Origin of the sequence: Gilliamella sp. Imp1-1 (assembly GCF_001690415.1) — a bacterium.
Lineage (GTDB): Bacteria > Pseudomonadota > Gammaproteobacteria > Enterobacterales > Orbaceae > Gilliamella > Gilliamella bombi.
In genome coordinates, this window is sequence record NZ_LZHK01000061.1 from 1 (window position 1) to 24,844 (window position 24,844).

Genomic DNA, 24,844 nt, shown 5'->3' on the forward strand with positions numbered 1-24,844 from the left:
ATTTTATCTAATTCAGCATGTTGTTTATTTATATTTTTTATAGATGAAAAATTTGGTCCTGAATGAGGTAAAACAGTACAACCACTTAAAATAATTGCTAGCGTTATTGGAAGAAGGGACGGTAATTTCAAAATAAATTTCCTTACTCATCAATTGATTATATATTTTTAAAAGTTTTGGATTAGAAATTTACACATGTATTTTAGTTGATAAAATATATTTAATTTTATTTATAATTAAAAAATAGGTAAATTTACTGCAAACATGCATTGGAGGAGACCCTATCAGCTACATCCCACACACATGTATTTTACTTTGGCTGCTTCCTTCCGGACCTGACCTAGTGAGCAAAAAAATGTTGCAAGAGAACCCATAGAGCCTCCATTGAATCGGAGGTATCATACTTGAATTATTAATTTTTTACAACTACTTTTTAGTATAACACAACTGTTCGGCCTTTCTTTAGATGCTATATCAAAAGAAAAGCCATTATTTGAAATGATAGTATGTAATTCAGGAATTAGATTACTAGATTTTTCTCAACACGCTCTCTAAATTTTATACCTGGTCTAAATGTAACAACTCTACGAGCTGAAATATCAACACTTTCACCTGTTTTTGGGTTTCTACCTGGGCGCGAATTTTTATCACGTACTGTAAAATTACCGAATCCAGATAATTTAACTGGTTCACCTTTTTCTAAAGCCACCCGAATCTCTTCAAAAAATAGCTCTACAAGGATTTTAGATTCTTGTCGATCAATATTAAATTTTTCGGCAAGACGATCTGCAATATCTGCTTTAGTTAATGTCATATTATTATTCTCTTAATAGGGCTTTAAAACGATTTTGTAAGGCAGTAACGCATTTGCTTACAATGTTAGTTATATCTTCTTCTTCAAGCGTACGTGATTTATCTTGTAAAATCAAACTAATAGCAATGCTTTTTTGATCTTCTTTGATATTTTCACCTTGATACACATCAAAAAGAGTAACTTTAATAAGTTGCTCACCACCCGCTTTTTTACACTCTAAAATAATATCCGCTGCTGGTATTGTATTTGAAACAATAATAGCTATATCACGTTTATTTGACGGATACTTGGATAAATCCTGAGCTACAGGTACCTCTTTTTTACTAATTTTAGCTAAATTTATTTCAAAAACAAGCGTTTTACTATTTAAAGACAATTTTTTTTCAATTTCTGGATGCAAGACTCCTAAATGACCTAATAACTCATCATTTAAATAAATCGCAGCACTTTGTCCAGGATGTAAAGCTGGAAGTTCAGATTTTTTAAATTGTATTTGATCACCACACCCTAAAAGAGAAAAAATTGACTCAAGATCACCTTTAAGGTCATAAAAATCTACATTCTTTTTAGGGAGTCGCCAGTGTTCTTCGTATAAATTACCAGTAACAATACCAGCTAACATTAACTCCTGACGTACACCAAATTCACAATTTTCATCAGGAATAAAACGCAAACCAGTTTCAAATAATCGGGCACGCGTTTGCTGACGATTTTGGTTATATAGTATCACATCTAATAACCCAGACCAAAGTGATAAACGCATAACTGACATTTCACTTGAAATTGGGTTAGGTAATTTGATTTCTGGATATTCAGGATATAATATTTGCTGAACTTTTGGATCAACAAAGCTATATGTCACCGCTTCTTGATACCCTCTATCAACCAATAAATCCTTTACTCTACGTAATGAGATTTGACTTTCTGGTTTCGGTTTCATTACTGATTCAATTTTCAAATTGGCATTTGGGATATTGTTATATCCGTAAATACGGGCAACTTCTTCAACTAAATCTTCTTCAATTTGCAAATCAAAACGCCAACTTGGTGATTTTACAATCCAAACATTGTCTTTATATTCAACTTTACAACCAAGTCTAATTAAAATGTCGGTGATCTTTTGTGTTTCGATTGTATAACCAATAATGCGATCAATTTTACTACGCCGCAATTGGATAGTTGCTTGTGCAGGTAGTTCAGCCTCATGTGTCACATCAATAACTGGACCTGCTTCTCCACCACAAATATCAATTAATAATTGGCTTGCTCGTTCCATTGCTGTAAATTGTAATAAAGGATCAACTCCTCGTTCATAGCGGTGTGATGCTTCTGTATGTAAACCGTATTCACGTGCTTTACCTGTTATAACTAATGGATTAAAGAACGCTGCTTCAAGAAATACATCTTTAGTTGTTTGTGTTACACCAGATTTTTCACCACCCATAATCCCCGCTAGCGCTAAGATTTTTTTGTGATCGGCAATTACTAAAGTTTTATCATTAAGTTTAACTTCATTACCATTAAGTAAAGTCAGTTTTTCATCTTTGTTTGCATAACGAACAATTATGCCCTTTTCAATCTGCGATAAATCAAATGCATGCATTGGGTGGCCAATTTCTAATAATACAAAATTAGTTATATCAACAACGGCATCGATTGAACGAATTCCACCACGACGCAATTTTTCTTTCATCCATAGTGGCGTTTGAGCATTAACATTAATATTTTTAATTACCCTACCCAAATAGCGAGGTGATGCTGTGGGTTCATCTATTTTTATTGATACTGTATCGGAAATTGTTGCCTGCACACTGTTAACTTTAAGTGCTTGCATTGGAATATTGTTAACTGCAGAAATATCTCTAGCAATCCCAACAATACCAAAGCAATCAGCCCTATTAGGTGTTACACTAATATCAATTGTGACATCGTTTAAATTTAAATATTCACGAATATCTCGTCCCAAAGGAGCATCATCAGGTAATTCAATAATACCATTATGTTCATCAGCAATCCCCAGTTCTGAGTATGAACATAGCATGCCTTCTGATGGTTCTCCTCGTAACTTAGCTGATTTGATTTTAAAATTACCTGGTAAAACAGCTCCCACTGTAGCACATGCAACAGTCAAACCTTGTCGGCAGTTTGGCGCGCCACAAACGATATCAAGTAATTCTTCTTTACCTATATCAACTTTTGTTACACGAAGTTTATCAGCATTCGGGTGCTGCTTACATTCAACTACTTTACCAATAACAACACCTGTAAAGTCACCTGCTACTTTTTCGACATCATCAACTTCTAAACCAGCCATTGTTAATTGATCTGCTAGCGTTTCGCTACTAATTTCTGGATTGATCCATTCACGTAGCCAACTTTCACTAAATTTCATGTTTTGATCTCCAGAATTAATTAAATTGCTTTAAAAAACGTAAATCATTTTCAAAGAAAGAACGTAAATCAGTGACACCGTAACGTAACATAGTTAATCGTTCTATCCCCATACCAAATGCAAAACCACTATAAACTTCAGGATCAATACCTACATTACGTAATACATTAGGATGAACCATTCCACAGCCTAAGACTTCCAGCCATTTACCATTTTTAGCTTTAATATCAACTTCAGCCGATGGTTCTGTAAATGGAAAGTAACCTGGCCTAAAGCGTATTTCCATATTATCTTCAAAAAAGCAGTGCAGAAAATCATGCAATAACCCTTTTAAATGTGTAAAACTGATATCTTTATCAACTAGCAAACCTTCCATTTGATGGAACATTGGTGTGTGTGTTTGGTCATAATCATTTCGATATGTTCTTCCAGGAGCAATTATTCGAATGGGTGGTTTTTGATTTTCCATTGTGCGAATTTGTACTGTTGAAGTTTGCGTTCTTAATAAGCGTTTTGCATCAAACCAAAATGTATCATGATCTGCACGAGCAGGATGATGAGCAGGAATATTTAATGCATCAAAATTATGGTAGTCATCTTCTATTTCAGGACCGGTTTCAACAACAAAACCTAGTTCACCAAAAAAATCAACTAATCGATTAATTGTTTTTGTAACTGGATGTAATCCACCTAATTCAAGTGAGTTGCCAGGCAATGTAATATCAATTGTTTCATTGGCTAGTTTTGCATTAAGAGCCTGACGCTCTAAATAATTGCGCTTTTGATTCAATAGCTGAACAACTTCTTGCTTTGCATCATTGATTTTTTGACCCACAGATGGACGTTCATCGGCAGGAACATCACGTAAAGAAGCCATTTGCATTGTAAAATAGCCTTTTTTACCAAAATATTCCACTCGAATTTGTTCGATCGAATTAATATCATTAGCACTTTCAATAGCGGATTTGGCGTTATTCACCAGTTCAACTAATTGAGACATACAGTTCTCCTGCTTATTGTGTTTATTGCATAAAAAAAGCCTCTTTTTGAGGCTTTTATAATTATTTTTTGTTTTTTCTTTGCCTCACGATTTAGTATTGCTAAAGAAACCAAAAAAGAAACAAAAAATAGCTATATTCATAATAAATTTACTCTTAAAATATTAAAATTGAATGATAAAAGCCGAGATAACTCGGCTTTTATAAAGCTATTATAGTGCTGCTTTTGCTTTTTCAACTAATGCAGCAAATGCATTTTTGTCAAATACAGCAATATCAGCTAAGATCTTACGATCAATTTCAATTGACGCTTTCTTTAAACCATTGATAAATCGGCTATAAGAAAGACCACATTGACGAGCAGCAGCATTGATACGAACAATCCATAATTGACGGAATTGACGTTTACGTTGGCGACGGTCACGGTAAGCATATTGTCCAGCTTTAATTACAGCTTGGAAAGCAACACGATATACACGTGAACGAGCTCCATAATAACCTTTTGCTTGTTTTAAAATTTTCTTGTGACGTGCACGAGCAATAACACCACGTTTAACACGAGCCATAAACTATATCCTCTAATAATTAATCAAAACTTAAACGTATGGAACACACGCAGTAACTAAACCTAAATCGCCTTTTGACACAGTAGTCAAACCACGTAAATGACGTTTACGCTTAGTTGATTTTTTAGTTAGGATATGACTCTTGTTAGCTTGCTTATGCTTAAAGCCACCAGAAGCTGTTTTTTTAAAGCGCTTTGCTGCGCCTTTTACAGTTTTAATTTTAGGCATTTTATTAATTTCCACTTCGCATTGTTAATAAAAACAAAATAATGGTGTAGTTTTCAATAGTATCAAAATCTAGCTTGTTGAACCATTATTTCTTCTTCGGCGCTAGCACCATAATCATTTGTCGACCTTCAATCTTAGTTGGATAAGATTCAATAACCGCCAAATCAGCTAAATCCTTTTTAATACGATCAAGCATTTCAGAACCTAACTGTTGGTGAGCCATTTCACGACCACGAAAACGTAACGTTACTTTAGCTTTATCGCCATCTTCAAGAAAGCGAATCAGGCTGCGGAGTTTTACCTGATAGTCGCCTTCGTCTGTACCAGGTCGGAACTTAATTTCCTTAACCTGAACAACCTTTTGCTTCTTCTTCTGCTCTTTTGTTGCTTTACTCTTTTCATAGAGGAACTTGCCATAATCCATAATTCGACAAACAGGTGGCTCTGCATTAGGGCTTATTTCAACTAAATCTAAAGTTGCTTCTTCAGCTTGTTTTAAAGCTTCATCTAAGCTTACTATACCGAGCTGCTCACCATCGACGCCGGTTAACCTCACCTCACGAGTTGTAATTTCATCATTGATTTTATGTGCTCGTGTTGACTGAATTCGTTTACTGACTTTAATATCTCATTCCTCCAAATTAATTTATCATTAATTCATTTGTTCTAATGAACGACTATGAATTTCGTTAAGCAACAATTCTATAACATGTTTCACTTCAAAGCTACCAAGATCTTTACCTTGACGAGTTCGAACTGAAATTGTTCCTGATTCCATTTCTTTGTCTCCACAAACAAACATATAAGGAACACGTTTTAGAGTATGCTCACGAATTTTAAACCCTATTTTCTCATTTCTCAAGTCCGCTTTTGCTCTAATTCCAACTTTTTGTAATTGTGAGGTTAATTGTTTGGCATATTCAGCTTGATTATCGGTAATGTTAATTACTGCAACTTGCAATGGAGCAAGCCAAGTAGGAAAAAGTCCTGCACAGTTTTCAGTCAAGATACCCATAAAACGCTCCATAGAACCTAAAATAGCTCTATGAATCATAACTGGGACATGACGTTCATTATCTTCACCTACATAAGTCGCATCTAAACGTTCAGGTAGCATAAAATCAAGCTGAACTGTACCGCATTGCCATGCTCTACCTAAACAGTCATGCAGAGTAAACTCTATTTTGGGACCATAAAAAGCGCCTTCACCTAGTAAATATTCAAATTCAATGCCATTTTCAGTTAAACATTCAGCTAAATCTTTTTCAGCAAGATCCCAAGTTTCATCTTTACCAATTCGTTTTTCAGGACGGGTTGATAACTTAACAGTAATATCATTAAAACCGAAAGTACTATAAGTATCATAAACCATTTTGATGCAGCTATTTACTTCACTGCGAATTTGATCTTCAGTACAAAAGATATGTGCATCATCTTGTGTAAAACCTCGAACTCGCATCAAACCATGTAAAGATCCTGAAGGTTCATTACGATGGCAACTACCAAATTCCGCCATACGTAATGGTAAATCACGATAAGATTTTAAGCCTTGATTGAAAATTTGCACGTGCCCTGGACAGTTCATTGGTTTAATACAATATTCACGATTTTCAGAAGAAGTAACAAACATTAACTCTTTATAATTACCCCAGTGACCTGTTTTTTCCCACAAAACACGATCCATCATAAATGGACCTTTTACTTCTTGATAATCGTATTCTTTCAATTTAGTGCGAACAAAAACCTCAAGTTCACGAAAGATAATCCAACCATCATTATGCCAAAACACCATACCAGGCGCCTCTTCTTGCATATGATAAAGATCTAGTTGCTTACCAATTTTACGATGATCTCGTTTAGCGGCTTCTTCTAAAAATTGTAAATAGCTATCAAGTTGTTTTTTATCTGCCCATGCTGTTCCATAAATACGTTGTAACATTTTATTATCACTGTTACCGCGCCAATAAGCTCCAGCAATTTTTTGCAATTTAAAATGATAGCAAAAACGCATATTAGGTACATGTGGTCCACGACACATATCAATATATTCTTCGTGATGATAAAGTGCTGGTTTTGAATCTTTTGGAATATTTTCATCTAAAATAGCAATTTTATATGGTTCATGTCGCTCCCAAAAAACTTCTCTAGCGCGCTCCCAACTAACCACTTCTTTTTTTACTTCATAATTTTTTTTAGCCAATTCATGCATGCGTTTTTCTAATGCATCAAGGTCTTCCTGAGTTAAAGAGTGATCTAAATCAACATCATAATAAAAACCATTATCAATTGTTGGACCAATAGCCATTTGTGTATTAGGCCATAGTTGTTTAATTGCGTGACCTAATAAATGTGCACAAGAATGACGGATAATTTCGAGTCCATCTTCATCTTTGGCTGTAATGATGGCTAATGTTGCATCTTGATCAATGACATCACAGGCATCTTTACGCACGCCATTTACACGCCCAGCTATACAAGCTTTAGCAAGACCAGCTCCAATACTTTGAGCAACTTCTAAAATAGTAACGGGTTTATCGAATTGACGTTGGTTTCCGTCAGGAAGAGTAATAATTGGCATAGCAAATCCTTATAACAGTGGTGCGCCACACGAAAGCGCACTTGCTTACTTAAAAAATAGGTCGAATATATTACCACTTATCATCTAGATTTAAAATAGAAAAAACCATATTCATGTGAAGCTTAATAAATTTAATGAATATACTAAAACACATATTTACCTGAAACATCTTTACAAAAAATAAATAGTTGCTTTTATCCAACAAAAGTTATAATCATTAACTATTGATTGTTTATTATATGAATGTATGTGCTATGAATATTTGGATTGATGCTGATGCTTGCCCTAACCCAATTAAAGAAATTTTATATCGAGTTGCAAATCGAAAAGCAATAAATACAACATTAATTGCAAATCAATGTTTAACTATCCCCTTGTCACCTTATATTAAAACTTTATTAGTTGAAAAAGGATTTGATGTAGCAGATAGAAAAATAATTGAGTCGGTTCAAAAAAATGATTTAGTTATTACCTCAGACATTCCACTTGGATCCGAAGTTTTAAATAAAAATGCATTAGTGCTCACGCCACGAGGTGAACAATATACACTAGATACAATTAAAGAACGATTAATTATGAGAGATTTTATGGAAACCATGCGAGCAAGTGGAATACAATCTAAAGGTTCAGCTCCATTTTCCAGCAAAGACCGAGAAAAATTTGCTAATCAGCTTGATATATTACTTAATTCAACATCGAAATGAATTTAATAACTCTTTTAAATCGAGCAGCCAAATTAGCAAAACTAAATTTTTAGAAATAGCTCTCTGCTTTTGAATGGTTTTGATCCTACATAAGGTTTCAACGCCATCCTAGTAAAGCGTTTAGCTGCTTTTAACGTATCGATATTATCAAATTGACGTTTTCCTAAAGCTAAAACCTGCTCGCCAGTAAAGCTGATGCTATTTTGTAATAAACTACTGATAAATCCTTTTTCCGATTGATATTGATAATGCATCGATTTAACAATGTCATCGCCAGTTACACAGCAGTGAAAAAAATCAACGTGATATCCTAAATTTTCTAATAACGATAATTCAAAAGCTCGCAACACATTTTCAGCAGGAACCTGTTGGGCTAATTGTTGCAGACTTTTTAGATAATCATCAAAAAGAGTTGGCATTTCTGCTTCTGCAACTAAAACTCGATGTAATAGTTCATTTAAATAAAATGCGCTATACAAAAAAACAGATACCAATGGCAATGCAAGCGACATAGCTTCAACCTGACGCAATGTTTTTATTTCACCTTGGCCTGAGTATTGCACAATAAGTGGAGTAAAAGGTTGCAACATACCTTTCAAGGCAGAGCTTTTTCGTTTAGCACCTTTAGCTAATACCTTTACTTTTCCGATATTTTCAACAAATAGATCGACTAATAAACTAGTTTCAGTATAAGAACGAGTATGTAGTATAAATGCTCTTTGCCAATTTTCCATTCAAAATACCTTTCAATTACACTACTGTTTCTTGGTTAATAATTGTATCTGAGTAAAATTTAGATAAATCTATGAAATTTTCAACTGAAATTTAGTTAAAGATCCGATATAATCAATGTAAACAATAGGATTATAGGATAAATAAAAGAGGAACTATGGATCTTTTTTCAATAATTTTACTACTAGTTTTAATTGTATCACTTTCTGGTGTTGTTATTAAAATGCTACCAATACAAATCCCATTGCCTCTAATGCAAATATTATTAGGTTGTATATTGGCTGCCTTTGGAGTTTATGTCAAATTTGACCCAGAGTTATTTCTTGTTTTATTCATTCCACCTTTACTCTTTGCCGATGGGCGCAAAACATCGGTAAAAGATTTTGTGCACAATGTTAGAGAAATTGTTGGGCTAGCGCTAGTTTTAGTTGTAATAACAATTGTAGCTGTTGGTTATTTACTTTATTGGATGTTACCAAAAGGAATCGATCTAGCTGCAACATTTGCATTAGCCGCAGTTTTATCGCCAACAGATGCCGTAGCATTAAGTGGAATTGTAGGTAAAGGTCGTATTGAAAAAGAAAAGATGGAAATCATCGAAGGTGAAGCATTGATGAATGATGCTTCAGGTTTGGTTTCTTTAAAATTTGCTATTGCTATTGCCGTTGGTGATGCAGTATTCAATATCTTTGATGTTAGTGTCCAGTTTTTTGTAGTTGCTATTGGTGGATTAGCTATTGGTGTTTTATTTACTTGGTTATATGCACGTATCTTGCGTAAAATAAATAAGCTTACTCACAATGATCCCGCTATTCAAATAGTATTACTATTTTTACTACCTTTTGCCGCCTATATCATTGCTGAGGAATGTCATTGTTCTGGAATTTTAGCAGCAGTAAGCGCAGGTATGACAGTCAATCATTCTGGTATGATGCGAAACGCACCTTTAACTGCACGTTTGCAATCAGATAGTACATGGTCAATGTTAACCTTTGTGTTTAATGGATTTGTATTTGTTTTATTAGGTATTCAACTACCAAGCATTTTTAATAATACTTTTGTAGAAAACCAAATTGATACCTCAATTGAGGTATGGCAACTATGTTTAATTGTTTTATTCGTTTTTGCTGTATTGATGGGAACTAGATTTGCTTGGTTATGGTCAATGAAACATATGCCAACGATGCCTTTTGGAACTAAGAGACCTCTTGCATTTAGGGCATACTCAACCAGAGATCTTTTAATTTCAACATTTGCTGGCGTTAGAGGAGCTATTACTCTAGCTGGTGTTTTATCTATTCCAATGACGATTAGTGGTCGTTATCAACTGGTCTTTATTGCGACAGGTATCATATTAATATCATTGATTGCAGCGGTGATAATCTTACCTATCTTGTTACGAGGTAGTGTAATTTTAGATAATTCTGAACAAAAAAATGAAATTTTATCAGTTAAAGGTCATATGGCTGAAGAGGCAATTGTAAGCCTAGAAAAAATGCAAAATAATTTGTTGCAAGAAACAGCTGAAGACCGAGTAGATCAAGAAATTATTCATGAAGTCGGCTCACGTGTTATCGGTTCGCTAAGGCGCAGAACCGGCCTTAAAGATTTAGAACAAAAATCTCTTGAAGCAGAAAATCTAGAAAGACGTATGCGTTTAGTTGCTATAGGTGCAGAACGTACTGCTCTTTTACAAATGAAAGTTCGTAATGAGGTTAGTGAAGAGGTTTTTGAACATTTGAATACCGACTTGGATATTTATGAAAAAATGATTTCTGGGGATGCATAAATGATTGGAGCAAAAAGCCAAATTTTAAACAAAATTCATTCACAGTTTGTCAATAAAGCGCCCCATATTTTGGGGCTTACCTTGCGATGCATTCCTTTTAATGTAAAAAAACAAACCATAGAGCAATTATTGAAATTACAATTTGAACATTCTTTGCAAGATGGTGATCTAGATTTTTTAGAAAATCGTTGCCTTAAAATTCAAATTACTGATCTAGAGCTTGTGTGGTTTGTTAGTTTAATCAATAATAAATTAGTTGTTAGCCGAGAAGAAATTGCTGATGTAAGCTTTATAGGTAATGCTAATGATTTGATTATGATAGCAACTAGACGACAAGACCCTGATACACTATTTTTTCAACGTCGTTTGATTGTTGAAGGCGATACTGAATTAGGATTATATGTAAAAAATTTAATGGATTCTATTGAGTTAGAAGTTATGCCAAAATTTTTAAGGCTAACACTCGAAAAACTAGCAGATATTATCGAAAGTGCACCAACTAATTAAGAATAAATTATACTCATTTTAAATCATTCAAAATTTTGAATTGATTAATTTCTACCTTGCTAATAATAAATTATTCTAAGCCCCCTATAAAATGGGGAAAAGAAGCTGATTATTTTGAGTATATATAATGAAATTTATGAGTTTCTTGACAGAAAACATAAAATATATGGTTACACAATGAAAAATAACCAAGAACAGCCAAGTTTTTACTTCCACGATTATGAAACATTTGGAACTCATCCTGCATTAGATCGCCCTGCTCAATTTGCTGGAATTCGAACTGATGAGAATTTTAATATTATTGAAAATCCTTTGGTTATATATTGTTGTCAAACTCAAGATTATCTACCCAATCCAGAAGCGGTACTAATTACTGGCATAACACCTCAAGAAGCTAATAACAAAGGAGTTTGTGAAGCTGAATTTATTCGACAAATTCATCAAGCTTTTAGCAAACCTAATACTTGTATTTTAGGCTATAACAATATTCGTTTTGATGATGAAGTAACGCGTAATCTTTTATATCGTAATTTTTATGACCCTTATACTTATTGTTGGCAACACAACAATTCAAGATGGGATCTACTTGATGTAGTTCGTGCTTGTTATGCGCTAAGACCAGAAGGAATTAATTGGCCAACTAATGATGAAAACCTTCCAAGTTTTCGTTTAGAACATCTAACAAAAGCAAATAACATTAAACATGAACATGCACACGATGCAATGTCTGATGTTTATGCAACTATAGCAATGGCTAAATTAATAAAAGAAAAACAACCTAAACTGTTTAATTATTTTTTCTCATTACGTAAAAAAAATAAAGTTGCTGAACTTATTGATGTAGTTAATATGACACCAATAGTTCATGTATCAGGCATGTTAGGTAGCCATCGTGGTAATCTATCTTTAGTTTCACCTATAATTTGGCATCCAGTACAAAATAATGCCGCTGTTATTTGCGATTTAACTGGTAATATAGATCTCTTAATCGATCTCCCCGTTGAGCAAATAAAGGAAAGGCTCTACACCAAAACTGAAGATCTACAATTAGGTGAATCACGAATTCCTTTAAAATTGGTTCATACCAATAAATGTCCTATTATTGCACCATTAAAAACATTATTACCTGAAAATGCTAATCGGTTTAACATTGATATAGAGCAATGTTTAATAAACCAACATAAATTGTTAGAAAATCAAAATTTATTACAAAATAAAATGCAGTCGTTATTTAATATTGATAATAATAGTCCTATTAATACTATTAACGCTGATGTTGATTCTCAAATTTATGGAAAATTTCTAAATAACCAAGATAAGTTACGCTGCGAAACTATTCGAACAACTCCAATTCATCTATTAGATAGTTTATCATTAACGTTTGATGATCCTCGTTTACCAAAACTGTTTTTTCGTTATAAAGCGCGAAATTACCCACAAACATTAACAGAGCATGAACAGATTATTTGGAAAGATTATTGTCGTGATAAACTCAACACCCCAAAAATTCAAGATTACTTATTAATATTAGAGCAATATGCTGAAACTTATATTCAGCAACCAGAAAAACTAGCATTAATTAAACAACTTTATCATTACTACCATTATTTAGTTGGTAATTAATTTTGACAAGCGTATCATATAGACAAATAACTTTATGTCACACTAGCAACGTCATAATTTATAATTAAGATTAATAGCATTTACGTTATGAAACATTTTCTAGCTAAGCACGCTACCATCAGACATAGACTATATTCTTTATACTATACACTTTTTAGTTATGGTCGTGGATTGGTCATATTAACTCTTTGTTTATGGGTTGGTAATATTGTTTCTAAAATACTACCTATAATGATTCCTGGCAGTATTATTGGTTTATTGATCTTATTCTTCTTACTTGCATTTCAGTTAATTCCCACTTGCTGGATCAAAAATAGCTGTAATCTATTCATGCGTTACATGACATTGTTATTTATTCCTGCAGCAATGGGGATTATGGATAATTATTCACTTTTATTACAAAATTGGGTTCCGATTATATTTGGCTGTGTAGGTGGTTCTCTTATTGTATTGATTCTAACTGCATTTTTAACGGAACAATGTCATAAAGTCGCAGCAAAAAATTCAATTTCATCACCAAAAGGTGAGGTCAATCAGCCATGATATGGATGCTACCATTAACACTTTTTGTTTTCTTCATTATTAGAAAAATATCATTTAAAATAAAAAATCCGTTATTTAATCCCCTAGTAATTACGGTCATAGTATTAATTCCAATTTTACTGATAACAAACACTAGCTATACACAATACGTTGACAACGTACAAATCATTAATGACCTCTTGCCTTATTCTGTTGTTGCTCTCGCCTATCCTTTATATGAACTTATTCCCCAAATTAAAGCTCGTTGGAAGTCAATAATGATTATTACTTTTACCGCATCGCTTGCTTCAATGATAACCGGTGTTTGTATTGTATTTTGGTTAGGTGGAAGTATTGAGATTGCTGCATCTGTGCTACCTAAATCTGTTACTACTGCCATTGCAGTAACAATTGCAAGTAATCAAGATGGTGTACCGTCAATAGCTGCATTATGCGTGATATTAGTTGGAACATTAGGCGGTATATTTGGACATCAAATATTAAATTTAGTAAAAATAAAATCAGCACCAGCAAGAGGATTAGCTATCGGTGCTGTTTCACATGCTGTCGGCACTGCCCGTTGTATTGAAGTTGATTATAACGAAGGTGCGTATAGTTCGTTATCATTAGTTTTATGTGGTGTTATGACCTCATTGACAGCACCTTTTTTATTTCCAATAATGGTATTTATTTTTAAGTGGCTTTAGCATGAAATTAAAAAAGCTTATTGCTTATATTGTTAGTTTCAGCTTGATTTCAATAACTGCTATTATAGGTTTAGATTATTGGATCAGCTATAAAACGGCTCCTTATATTTATCATGATGAAAATAAACTTCCTTACCGAACTATTGGTGTTGTACTTGGAACATCGAAATATGTTCGAGGAGGAGGCTTAAATGATTTTTATCGTAACCGTATTGATGGAGCAATTGATCTTTATTGGCAAAACAAAGTTGATTATTTATTATTAAGTGGTGATAACGCTCTTTTAAGCTACAATGAACCAATTACTATGAAGAAGGATTTGATAAAAGCTGGAATTCCTAGCGATGTGATCGTTTTGGATTATGCTGGTTTTAGAACTTTCGATTCGGTGGTTCGTGCCAATAAAGTATTTGATGCAAATAATTTTACTATTATCACTCAAGAGTTTCATTGCGAACGAGCTATTTTTATTGCCCTTGCACAAGACATACAAGCGCAATGTTTTGCTGTGCCCTCCCCTAAAAATATGAAGTTAGTCCGTATTCGCGAAATGTTTGCGCGTGTTAGTGCATTTATTGATCTTTATATTCTAAAAAAAGAACCTAGATATCTTGGTCCTGTAATTCCTATTTTATCTAATGCTCAATAACCATCCTAAATAACAAAAGATTGTAAAAACTTTCAGGAAAGTGCATCTTTAAGTATAAAAACCAGACAAAAGAGGACTTGTCTAATAAATTAGATTGCATTTTTATGCAGAAAAAAGTAATATTTAATCAACTTTAGCATCAAGAAAAATGTATAACTAACAATGAATATTGAATTAAACCATATTAACTGTTTTTATGGTAAACATCAGGCCTTAAATGATGTTTCACTCTGCTATCCACTTGGTGAAACCATTGTATTACTTGGTCAAAGTGGAGCAGGAAAAAGCTCTTTATTAAAAGTTTTTAATTTACTTGAAATACCTAGTTCAGGGCAGATGACTATTGCTAACACTCATTTTGATTTTTCTGAAAAAATCAGTGAATCAACAATTAGACATCTTCGTAAAAACGTAGGCATGGTATTTCAAAACTATAATTTATGGCCGCATTTGACGGTACTAGAAAATTTGATTGAAGCACCTTGCCAAGTATTAAAGTTATCTAAAAAAGAAGCTTGCGATAAAGCAATGGCGATATTACAAAGATTGCAAATTGATGATATGGCACAACGCTACCCGCTCCACCTCTCAGGTGGACAACAGCAACGTGTCGCTATTGCTAGAGCGTTAATGATGGAACCTAAAATATTATTATTCGATGAACCTACAGCAGCATTAGATCCAGCAATTACATCGCAAATTGCCGAAATTATCAATGAGCTATCTCAAACAGGTATTACACAAATTATAGTTACGCATGAAGTTGATTTTGCACGCAAAATTGCTTCACAAGTAATTTATATGGAGCAAGGTAAAATTATTGAGCGAGGACAACTCGAATGTTTTGCTCATCCTAAAACTGAAGAGTTTAAAGCTTATTTGTCACATTAATTAAAATAAAATTAGGTGGATATATGAAAAAAACGTTACTAGCTATTTGTCTTGCAGGAACAGCTTTTGTAGCTCAAGCAGCAGACACCTTAACAATCGGAACAGAAGCAACTTATGCGCCTTTTGAATTTACTAATGAAAAAAATGAAATCATCGGCTTTGATATTGATGTGATTAATAAGATTTGTGATGAAATAAAAGTTTCATGCAAAATTGTCAATCAATCATTTGATGGTTTAATTCCTAGCTTAAAAACTCGTCGAATTGATGCCGCTATAGCAGGAATTGATATTACGCCAGAACGACAAAAACAAGTTGATTTTACTAAAATTTATTATGATGATAGCTCAATCCAATTTGTTACATTGAAAGATACATTAACTAATCTCGATCAACTAAAAGGTAAACAAGTTGGTCTACAAAAAGGAACAACTTATCCTAAATATTTAAGTGATAAATTCCCAGATATGAAAGCGGTTAGCTATGATAGTTATCAGTACGCTATTTTAGATTTAAAAGCGAAGAGAATTGATGCAATAGTTTCAAGCTCAATTGTAGCTGGCGAATGGCTAGGCAAAGAGACTGATATTGTTGCTTTAAGCGATAAAATCACTGACCACGACTATTTTGGTGAAGGTTTAGGAATTGCTATCCGTAAGGGTAACGAAAAATTACTTAACCAATTTGATCAAGCGATAGATAAATTAAAAGCTAACGGTGAGTTAGATGCTATCTATAAAAAATGGTTTAATAAATAAACTATATTTTTAAATAAATATAACAATGATAATCTCGCCGCATTATCTTGCGGCGAATTTATTTTTTAAATTAACCTTGGTTTTTTTATGTTTGATTTTTTTGCAAATAAAATGATATGGATCTCATCGTTAATGGATGGGTATATTTTGCCGCTTATACAAGCAACAGGTATCACATTATCATTGGCTTTTGTATCATTAATTATCGGAATTGTTTTCGCTTTAATTTTCTCAATACTAGAATCTGTTCCATTTAAACCAGTTGCCTGGACAATGTCCTTATTTAACTTAACAATTCGTGCTTTACCTGAATTATTAATTGTGGTGGCTATTTATAACGGATTACCACTATTATTAATATTATTAAATGATGGTTTCACAATCGATCTTTATTATTTGTCGTTGACGATACAATTAGATATTCAAGATTTTAATATTAGTCCTTTTTTATGCGGTGTTGCAGCACTATCACTTTTATACGCTGTTTATGCCTCTCAAACGTTACGCGGTGCATTTAAAGCAATTTCTAACGGACAAAAACAAGCAGCTCAAGTACTTGGGTTAAGTAAATCACGCACGTTTCTTCGCATTATAATGCCACAAATGTGGCGTCATGCCTTGCCTGGATTAAGTAATCAGTGGTTAATTTTGTTAAAAGACACCGCATTAGTTTCAGCAATTGCAATTGATGATTTAATGATGCAAACCAAAACTATCATCGCGCGAACCAACCAACCTTTTTTATGGTATTTTGTTGCAATGATCATTTATCTAATTATCTCAATTTTAAGTCAAAAGGTTATAACGCGTATTGAAAAACGCTCAACCTATTTTGAACAACCTACATCAGCGAAAAGTTAGTAAGGCCGTATTATGTCTGATAATTTTATTCATTACCTTAACATCATTGCCCAAGGTTTACCCGATACACTAAGTTTAGGTATTTTGGGTATTTTATCTGCTGGATTGATTGCTGCTTGTCTATCATGTCTATTGTCATTAAATCACTTTATATTAAATAAAGTTATACGCACATATGTCATTATATTTACAGGTACACCTTTACTAGTACAACTTTTACTAATTTATTATGGGCCATCACAATTTAGAGATATTTTAATCAAAATACCGACGTTTTATAACATTATTTCTTCGCCTTGGTTTTGTGCCTATTTAGCATTAACACTCAATAGTGCCGCCTATACAACTCAAATTTTTTATGGTTCATTAAAAGCCTTACCTAAAGGACAGTGGCAAGCTTGTGAAGCACTTGGCATGAATAAAAAACAAACTTTAAAAGTTGTTTTGCCTTATGCATTAAAAAGAGCCCTTTCGACTTATTCAAATGAAGTTGTCTTTGTAGTAAAAGGCACAGCATTAGCGTCAATGATTCCTGTTATGGATGTTATGGGCTACAGCAATGAATTGAATGCGGATTATTATGATTTCACTATTTTTATTGCTGCTGGGTTAATATATCTCTTGATAAATGGTTTACTTAGCACCATTATGAGGATTATAGAGAAAAAAGCCCTCAAATTTGAAAACTAATATGAGCCAATTTGATTCAGCATCTTTTTTAAAAACAGTCCCACATAAGCCGGGAATTTATCAAATGTTTAATGATAAACAGACGATTATTTATGTGGGAAAGGCTAAAGATCTTAATAATCGTTTAAAAAGTTACTTTAATAATAGTAAAAAAACGCTAAAAACGGATATGCTCGTTAGTCATATCCATCATATTGAATTTACAATTACCAATACCGAAACCGAAGCCTTACTGCTTGAACAGACTTATATTAAAAAGTATCAACCACGATACAATGTACTGTTAAAAGATGACAAAAGTTACCCATTTATAAAGTTAAGCAAAGAACAACATCCGCAATTGTCTCTTTATCGTGGTGCGGTCAATCGAAAAAAAGATGAATTTTTTGGCCCTTATCCAAGTGGATATGCAGTAAAGCAAATATTAGCTTTATTACAAAAAACATTTCCAATAAGACAGTGTTTAAATTCAACCTATCGCAACCGAACTCGCCCCTGCCTACAATATCAGATTAAACGTTGCTTAGGGCCTTGTGTGTCTGGATTAGTCAGTGATGAAGATTACCTAGAACAAGTTAACTATGTTAGATTATTTTTATCTGGCCAATCAGATCAGATAATACAAAAAATAACTGAAGATATGCAAAAAGCTAGTAGCGAACTCAACTTTGAAAAAGCAGTAGTTTTGCGTGATCAACTACAAGCAATAAAGCATATCAATGAAAAACAAGCCATATACAACAACAACGATAATCTTGATGTGATCGGTTTTCATTATGAGTCTGGTTTAGCTTGTATATATGTTTTATTTATTCGCAATGGACAAACATTTGGGCATCGTTCTTATTTCCCTAAGGTTCCATCAAATACTGAGCTAGAAGAAGTTATCGAAACCTTTTTAGGACAGTTTTATTTACAAGGCAATCAAAACAGAAATATTCCTAAAAAGATTTTACTTAACTTCTCATTATCTGATAAACAACCAATAGAAGAAACGCTATCACTTATTGCTGAACATCAAATTAAATTAGTTGATGAACCTAAAGGTGATAACCTAAAATTACTCACTATTGCAACCGTGAATGCTCAAACAGAAGTAAAAAACAAACTACTAGCAAACTCAACAATAAAACAACGTTATGACGGATTAAAAGATTTTTTAAAAATTGACAAAATTAATAGAATGGAATGTTTTGATATCAGCCATTTTATGGGTAAAAACACCATTGCATCTTGTGTTGTTTTTGATGATAAAGGACCTGTTAAATCCGAATTTCGACGCTATAATATTACAGGAATTACCCCTGGTGATGATTATGCAGCAATGCAACAAGTATTATCACGCCGTTACAATAAAAAAGATCTGCCTATTGACAAAGTCCCCGATATTATTTTTATCGACGGTGGTAAAGGACAACTTAACCAAGCATTAAAGGTGTTTGAAGAATTAGAAGTAAATTGGAATAAAAATCATCCTATTCTAATTGGAGTTGCTAAAGGTGCTGAGCGCAAAGAAGGACTAGAGACACTATTTTTTGAAGCACACGGTAAAGGGTATTATCTTGATGATCACTCACCCGCCCTATTACTCATTCAGCAAATAAGAAATGCATCACATGATCATGCTATTGTTGGTCAACGTAAAAAAGGGACAAAACAATTAACCGACAGCGCCTTAGAACATATTGAAGGTATTGGTGCTAAAAGGCGTCAAGCACTACTGAAACATTTTGGTGGATTAAGAGAGTTAAAAAATGCAAGTATTGATGAAATAGCGCAAGTACAAGGTATATCAAAACAATTAGCTGAAAAAATTTATCTAAATTTACAACAATAACCCATTGAAAAAATAACATATTTCAGGCAACATAATCATTAAGAAAATACTGTTTTTTATTAATCTATAATGCATTGATTAATAAAATAAAAAAAGAGCTTTTGTCACATGAAAATTAATTTTCCAACATTTTTAACACTATTTCGAGTTATTTTAATTCCTTTTTTTGTGCTGGCATTTTATTTGTTCCCTCATGAATGGTCTGGTTTTTTCTCTGCATTAATTTTTTTAATTGCGGCCGTGACTGATGTATTAGATGGTTATCTTGCTCGCCGCCTAGGACAGACAACCAAGTTTGGCGCATTTTTAGATCCAGTCGCCGACAAAATCATAGTAACAATAGCGCTTGTTTTAATTACACAATATTATCAATCATGGTGGATCTCAATCCCTGCAATTATTATTGTTTCACGAGAAATTATAATATCGGCCTTACGGGAATGGATGGCTGAAATTGGTAAACGTAACAATGTAGCTGTTTCGTCAATTGGGAAAATCAAAACGATAGCACAAATGACAGCATTAACTTGGCTACTTTGGCGTCCTTGTGACATTGTTATTTACGCAGGTCTTGCAGCATTGTTTATTGCAACAGTATTAACGCTATTATCAATGTTGCAATATTTATGGATAGCACATAGCGATTTATTAGAAGAATAATAACTTTTAGTTAATATTCCTACCTAAGCATTTTTTATACGAGTAATTTTGTTGATAAATTCTAGTAAACAAAATTACTCATCCCCTTCAAAATCAACCAATAACTTCTATTTAAATTGTTAATCAGTCAAACATTGAGCAATTAAACGATTTATTTGAAATTTTTATTGACTGAAACCATAAGATCGGTAAAATGCACAGCATTCAAAACGAATTACTTTTTAGTAATTAATTTTGAGCCCGGGTGGTGAAATCGGTAGACACAAGGGATTTAAAATCCCTCGGCCTTTTTGGCCGTGCGAGTTCAAGTCTCGCCTCGGGCACCACTTCTTACCTATGCGGGAATAGCTCAGTTGGTAGAGCACGACCTTGCCAAGGTCGGGGTCGCGAGTTCGAACCTCGTTTCCCGCTCCAATTAAAAAGTAATAATTAAGACAAGAAGTTAGTGGCAATAATTTTATTTTTAAAGTCCTAATTTAGGTTTAATGATTTTTGTTGTTTGATTCATTTCTAGCATCTCCTTTTGCGTTATAAAATAACTCAAATATCAAATTAAATAAGAACTATTACAAATAATCAAATGTAGACAATTTAATCTCCCTTTAAATTTTCAATGCGTCAATAACAGCTCGTAGCGCAGGAGATATATTTCTATTAGGGTAATAGATATACGATGCTTCGAGCTTAAGACTAAAACGTTGTAGCACTCTAATGAGAACGCCTTTTTCTATATCATCCGCTACCAATTCTTCTGGTACATAGGCTAACCCCAATCCAAAGCGAGCAGCTTTAGCTTCCAAATAACTATCAGCAAAAACCCATTTTCCCTCAGGTCGGTGGGTAATTTTTTCGCCATCTTGATAAAGCTCCCACGAGTACAAACTTCCGTCACCAAGTTGATATGCAATGCAAGGATGTGCCACTAAATCTGCTGGTATTTGTGGAAATCCATAGCGACGAAAGTGGTCGGGAGTGCCAACAATTGCCATTTCCATATCTGGGTAAATACGTACAGCAACCATGCCATCGTTAATTTCTGGACCTAGGCGCACACCGGCATCAAATCTCTCAGAAATAATATCAACAAACCTGCTTTCATTGATAAGTTCCAATCGGATATCAGGATAAAGTTGTTGAAATACCGCTAACTTAGGTAATAGCACTTTATCTATAACATGCTGGCTAGCATTGATGCGAACAATACCTGATGGAGTATTACGATAATAAGCTAGAGAGGTTAGTCCGTCATTTAATGCATCAAATCCAGACAGTACTTTTTGATAAAATTGTCCACCCGCCTGCGTCAGAGATAATTTGCGCGTTGTGCGAACCAAAAGTTGTAAACCAAGGCGCTTTTCAAGCTCACGGATAGAACGACTTATCCCTGATTGTGCAAGCCCAAGCCGTTTTGCTGCAGCGGTAAAGCTTCCTTCCTGTACAACAATCATAAACAGGTAAAGATCATTGTAGTTTTCTCGCTTAGTTAGCAAAGTATTTTTTTACTCTTATTTATAACAATTTAGTATTAATCTTAGCATTTTTTCCCCACTAATCAATACTATTAATATTAATTATAATAATTACTAATACAATTTCTGCTGAGTTATCTAAATATAATCTATATCAGTAAAAGAAATGAGTAATAAGACCTTTTAGCAAAATTTGTTCCACCAACTACTATACTATTCACACCAATAAGTGGAGTTATAACTATGAGTACTGATAAGATAAATCAAATTTCACCTTTATCACTGTTCGAAAAATGGGACAAGACCTTTCCTAAAAGTACAAAAGTTAATCACCGTAAAGTCGCCTTTCAGAACCGTTATGGAATTATATTAATCGGCGATCTTTATATTCCCAAAAATCAAAATGAATGCGAATTAGCTGCAATCGCAATCAGCGGCCCTTTTGGTGCAGTAAAAGAACAAGCGAGCGGGCTATACGCTCAAACACTAGCCGAACAAGGTTTTATTACGTTGGCTTTTGATCCATCTTATACCGGAGAAAGTGGTGGCTACCCACGTAATGTTGCTTCTCCCGATATCAATACCGAGGATTTTAGTGCTGCAGTTGATTTTCTTGGTCTACAAAAAGAAGTGGATCGTAATCGTATTGGACTGCTCGGCATTTGTGGCTGGGGCGGTATGGCATTAAACAATGCAGCAATGGATACTCGTGTAAAGGCTGTTGCAACGAGTGTAATGTACGATATGAGTCGTGCAATGGGGCATGGAGTTGGTGATGGGAAAGATCGTTATTCAACAGCTGATCGACATTCTGTTTTACAATATCTGAACGAACAACGTTGGGAAGATGCTAAAACAGGTATTCCTACATTAGGTGGACATGATATTTATGTCGATGAGAAAGGTAAAGTCAGTGCTTCTAAACGTATTTTGCCAGAAACATTGCCAGGAAATCCGCCTCCAGTGTTGAAAGAGTTTTATAATTACTACCGAATGCCTCGTGGTTTTCATCCTCGTTCTATTAATTCGGTTGGAGCTTGGAATGCAACAATGCCTCTTTCATTTATGAATATGCCACTACTAAGCTATGCAAATGAAATTACTATTCCCACATTAATTGTTACTGGTGAAAAGGCTCATTCTCGTTATTTTGCTGAAGATGCTTATAAAATGGTCGGCGGCAAGAAAAAAGAATTGGTAATTGTTTCTGAAGCAAATCATGTCGATTTATATGACAATACCACAGGAAAAATACCATTTACTAAATTTGAACAGTTCTTTAAGACCAGCTTAAAATTATAAGGTATATATATTAGCCATCCCAACAAAAATAACTGTATTTACTGATGGCTATTATCATTATATAAATGACAAAAATGTTATTTATAATATTTTGTTTTTATTAACTTTATAACTACTATATACAGAAACAACATTTGCCCTTAATGCAACTCGGCCGGTCAAAAAGGTATGAGGATAAAGCTATAATGTCTAAAAAAAATCTCAATATACCAAACAATAAAACATACACACACTGGAGCGGTATATTTTCTATGACGCTATGCGTTTTTGTATTAATTGCTTCAGAATTTTTACCTGTAAGCCTACTTACACCTATTGCTAGAGATTTACAAATTACCGATGGACAAGCGGGTCAAGGTATTGCTATATCAGGTATACTAGCAGTACTAACTAGTCTGACAATTCATAAACTTACAGGAAACTTAGATCGAAAACTACTGTTACTATTTCTTACGTTTTTAATGGCTTTATCCGGGCTAGTTATCGCTATCGCATCCTATTACTTGGTTTATATTCTGGGAAGAGCACTAATTGGTATTGCTATCGGTGGATTCTGGTCAATGTCAGCTGCAACGGCTATTCGTTTGGTGCCACAGCATCAAGTACCTAAGGCTCTGGCTATTTTCAATGCCGGAAATGCTCTTGCGACAATTATAGCCGCACCACTGGGAAGCTACTTAGGAGAAACAATAGGCTGGCGTGGAGCATTTATTTGTATCATTCCCCTTGCTATTTTTGCATTTATTTGGCAATGCATTAGCCTGCCTACTATGAAAACCTATAAAGAAAATCAACCTAACAAGCCTATGCTTCAACTGCTAAAAAAACCAATTCTATCTATAGGCTTACTGGCATGTGGATTATTTTTCATGGGACAGTTTACTTTATTCACCTATGTGCGCCCTTTTCTAGAAACAGTGGCTAAGGTAGATAATTTTAATCTATCTTTAATTTTACTTGCTATAGGTGTCGCTGGTTTTATTGGAACAATGGTAATTGCAACCTTTCTGAAAACTAAACTCTATCAAACACTAATGATGATTTCTTTAATAATGACTGTCATTATCATAGGTTTATTTTTAACTAGTAGTCACATCTGGACTGTAGCTACTTTATTCAGTTTATGGGGATTGTTTGCTACGGCCGCACCAACTGGGTGGTGGGCATGGATAGCACAAACATTACCCAAAGATGCAGAAATTGGTGGAGGACTAATGGTTGCAGTAATTCAATCATCAATTGCGATAGGTTCAACGATAGGCGGATTGTTTTTTGATTATCTGGGATGGCAAAGCAATTTTGTATTAAGTGGTATATTATTAATTGGTTCGGTAATAGCAACGCCTAGATTACACCATGAAGTGCAATTCGTCTTAACTCCTTAGAATAAAAATCGGCAGGGCTTTTAAACTTATGCCGTTTTCTTGGGCGTGTGTTCAATAGATATTGTATTTTCTTTATCTGTTTGTCGTCAACTAATGAAATGGCCGCTGACTTAGGTATAAACTGACGTATTAAGCCATTGGTGTTTTCATTTGTGCCTCTTTGCCAGCTTTTATAAGGCTCC

Annotated in this window: 24 protein-coding genes, 2 tRNA genes, 1 other RNA gene and 1 pseudogene; 17 read left to right on the plus strand and 11 right to left on the minus strand. The window is 33.9% G+C overall.

The window, feature by feature from the left end:
- Positions 1–279: 279 nt before the first annotated feature.
- From ffs to thrS, 8 genes are all read right to left on the minus strand, one after another.
- An RNA gene (ffs, locus tag A9G38_RS05780) (signal recognition particle sRNA small type) lies at positions 280–375 on the minus strand.
- Between the two features lie 145 nt (positions 376–520).
- Complete coding sequence (locus A9G38_RS05785) at positions 521–814, minus strand: integration host factor subunit alpha (protein WP_034913150.1); 294 nt, start codon at positions 812–814, stop codon at positions 521–523.
- 4 nt (positions 815–818) lie between these two features.
- Entirely contained in the window at positions 819–3,206 is a 2,388-nt protein-coding gene (pheT, locus tag A9G38_RS05790; protein WP_034913148.1) for a phenylalanine--tRNA ligase subunit beta, read from the minus strand.
- 16 nt (positions 3,207–3,222) lie between these two features.
- A complete protein-coding gene (gene pheS, locus A9G38_RS05795) occupies positions 3,223–4,206 on the minus strand; it encodes a phenylalanine--tRNA ligase subunit alpha (protein ID WP_034913145.1) in 984 nt (327 codons plus the stop codon).
- A gap of 210 nt (positions 4,207–4,416) precedes the next feature.
- Positions 4,417–4,770, minus strand: coding sequence for a 50S ribosomal protein L20 (gene rplT, locus A9G38_RS05800; RefSeq protein WP_024496189.1), 354 nt, complete (start codon positions 4,768–4,770; stop codon positions 4,417–4,419).
- A gap of 30 nt (positions 4,771–4,800) precedes the next feature.
- Positions 4,801–4,998 (minus strand): 50S ribosomal protein L35, encoded by a 198-nt coding sequence (rpmI, locus tag A9G38_RS05805; protein ID WP_034913143.1) that lies wholly within the window; start codon positions 4,996–4,998, stop codon positions 4,801–4,803.
- Positions 4,999–5,083: 85 nt separating this feature from the next.
- Entirely contained in the window at positions 5,084–5,623 is a 540-nt protein-coding gene (gene infC / locus A9G38_RS05810; RefSeq protein WP_034913139.1) for a translation initiation factor IF-3, read from the minus strand.
- A 27-nt stretch (positions 5,624–5,650) separates the two neighbouring features.
- Complete coding sequence (thrS, locus tag A9G38_RS05815; protein WP_034913136.1) at positions 5,651–7,576, minus strand: threonine--tRNA ligase; 1,926 nt, start codon at positions 7,574–7,576, stop codon at positions 5,651–5,653.
- A gap of 254 nt (positions 7,577–7,830) precedes the next feature.
- Here thrS and A9G38_RS05820 point away from each other — a divergent pair, with 254 nt between their 5' ends.
- Entirely contained in the window at positions 7,831–8,280 is a 450-nt protein-coding gene (locus A9G38_RS05820) for a YaiI/YqxD family protein (RefSeq protein ID WP_034913133.1), read from the plus strand.
- A 41-nt stretch (positions 8,281–8,321) separates the two neighbouring features.
- Here A9G38_RS05820 and recO read toward each other — a convergent pair whose 3' ends face one another.
- Positions 8,322–9,014, minus strand: a complete 693-nt coding sequence (recO, locus tag A9G38_RS05825; RefSeq protein WP_034913129.1) for a DNA repair protein RecO — start codon at positions 9,012–9,014, stop codon at positions 8,322–8,324.
- A 155-nt stretch (positions 9,015–9,169) separates the two neighbouring features.
- On the opposite strand from recO, the gene A9G38_RS05830 reads away from it, so the two are divergent.
- From A9G38_RS05830 to A9G38_RS05895, 14 genes and pseudogenes are all read left to right on the plus strand, one after another.
- The gene (locus tag A9G38_RS05830; RefSeq protein WP_034913124.1) at positions 9,170–10,801 is read left to right on the plus strand and encodes a Na+/H+ antiporter; all 1,632 of its coding nucleotides are present in this window, start codon (positions 9,170–9,172) and stop codon (positions 10,799–10,801) included.
- Positions 10,802–10,822: 21 nt separating this feature from the next.
- Positions 10,823–11,308, plus strand: coding sequence for a ubiquinone anaerobic biosynthesis accessory factor UbiT (ubiT, locus tag A9G38_RS05835; protein ID WP_141671738.1), 486 nt, complete (start codon positions 10,823–10,825; stop codon positions 11,306–11,308).
- Positions 11,309–11,485: 177 nt separating this feature from the next.
- Positions 11,486–12,931, plus strand: coding sequence for an exodeoxyribonuclease I (gene sbcB / locus A9G38_RS05840; RefSeq protein WP_034913122.1), 1,446 nt, complete (start codon positions 11,486–11,488; stop codon positions 12,929–12,931).
- An 87-nt stretch (positions 12,932–13,018) separates the two neighbouring features.
- Positions 13,019–13,474, plus strand: coding sequence for a CidA/LrgA family protein (locus A9G38_RS05845; RefSeq protein ID WP_051634245.1), 456 nt, complete (start codon positions 13,019–13,021; stop codon positions 13,472–13,474).
- The gene (locus tag A9G38_RS05850) at positions 13,471–14,160 is read left to right on the plus strand and encodes a CidB/LrgB family autolysis modulator (RefSeq protein ID WP_034913119.1); all 690 of its coding nucleotides are present in this window, start codon (positions 13,471–13,473) and stop codon (positions 14,158–14,160) included. Before A9G38_RS05845 ends, A9G38_RS05850 begins: the two co-directional genes overlap by 4 nt.
- A gap of 1 nt (position 14,161) precedes the next feature.
- Positions 14,162–14,791 (plus strand): annotated as a pseudogene (locus tag A9G38_RS05855) (ElyC/SanA/YdcF family protein); the annotation flags it as partial.
- Positions 14,792–14,971: 180 nt separating this feature from the next.
- Positions 14,972–15,700 (plus strand): arginine ABC transporter ATP-binding protein ArtP, encoded by a 729-nt coding sequence (gene artP / locus A9G38_RS05860; RefSeq protein WP_034913117.1) that lies wholly within the window; start codon positions 14,972–14,974, stop codon positions 15,698–15,700.
- Between the two features lie 23 nt (positions 15,701–15,723).
- A complete protein-coding gene (locus A9G38_RS05865) occupies positions 15,724–16,458 on the plus strand; it encodes a transporter substrate-binding domain-containing protein (RefSeq protein WP_034913113.1) in 735 nt (244 codons plus the stop codon).
- Between the two features lie 132 nt (positions 16,459–16,590).
- On the plus strand, positions 16,591–17,319 hold the full coding sequence (artQ, locus tag A9G38_RS05870; RefSeq protein WP_034913174.1) for an arginine ABC transporter permease ArtQ: 729 nt from the start codon (positions 16,591–16,593) through the stop codon (positions 17,317–17,319).
- A 12-nt stretch (positions 17,320–17,331) separates the two neighbouring features.
- Complete coding sequence (artM, locus tag A9G38_RS05875) at positions 17,332–18,009, plus strand: arginine ABC transporter permease ArtM (protein ID WP_034913109.1); 678 nt, start codon at positions 17,332–17,334, stop codon at positions 18,007–18,009.
- A 1-nt stretch (position 18,010) separates the two neighbouring features.
- Positions 18,011–19,846, plus strand: coding sequence for an excinuclease ABC subunit UvrC (gene uvrC, locus A9G38_RS05880; RefSeq protein WP_034913107.1), 1,836 nt, complete (start codon positions 18,011–18,013; stop codon positions 19,844–19,846).
- Positions 19,847–19,954: 108 nt separating this feature from the next.
- A complete protein-coding gene (pgsA, locus tag A9G38_RS05885; RefSeq protein WP_034913104.1) occupies positions 19,955–20,506 on the plus strand; it encodes a CDP-diacylglycerol--glycerol-3-phosphate 3-phosphatidyltransferase in 552 nt (183 codons plus the stop codon).
- 238 nt (positions 20,507–20,744) lie between these two features.
- Positions 20,745–20,832: transfer RNA gene (locus A9G38_RS05890), tRNA-Leu, on the plus strand.
- A gap of 12 nt (positions 20,833–20,844) precedes the next feature.
- Positions 20,845–20,920: transfer RNA gene (locus A9G38_RS05895), tRNA-Gly, on the plus strand.
- 188 nt (positions 20,921–21,108) lie between these two features.
- Here the strand turns inward: A9G38_RS05895 and A9G38_RS05900 are convergent.
- A complete protein-coding gene (locus tag A9G38_RS05900) occupies positions 21,109–21,996 on the minus strand; it encodes a LysR family transcriptional regulator (protein WP_034913099.1) in 888 nt (295 codons plus the stop codon).
- 189 nt (positions 21,997–22,185) lie between these two features.
- Here A9G38_RS05900 and A9G38_RS05905 point away from each other — a divergent pair, with 189 nt between their 5' ends.
- A complete protein-coding gene (locus tag A9G38_RS05905) occupies positions 22,186–23,277 on the plus strand; it encodes an alpha/beta hydrolase (RefSeq protein WP_080702345.1) in 1,092 nt (363 codons plus the stop codon).
- A gap of 185 nt (positions 23,278–23,462) precedes the next feature.
- On the plus strand, positions 23,463–24,662 hold the full coding sequence (locus tag A9G38_RS05910) for an MFS transporter (protein WP_034913088.1): 1,200 nt from the start codon (positions 23,463–23,465) through the stop codon (positions 24,660–24,662).
- Here A9G38_RS05910 and A9G38_RS12240 read toward each other — a convergent pair.
- The coding region (locus tag A9G38_RS12240) for an IS30 family transposase (protein WP_176713220.1) at positions 24,622–24,844 on the minus strand (223 nt) is incomplete at its 5' end. The two genes, A9G38_RS05910 and A9G38_RS12240, sit on opposite strands and share 41 nt — an antisense overlap.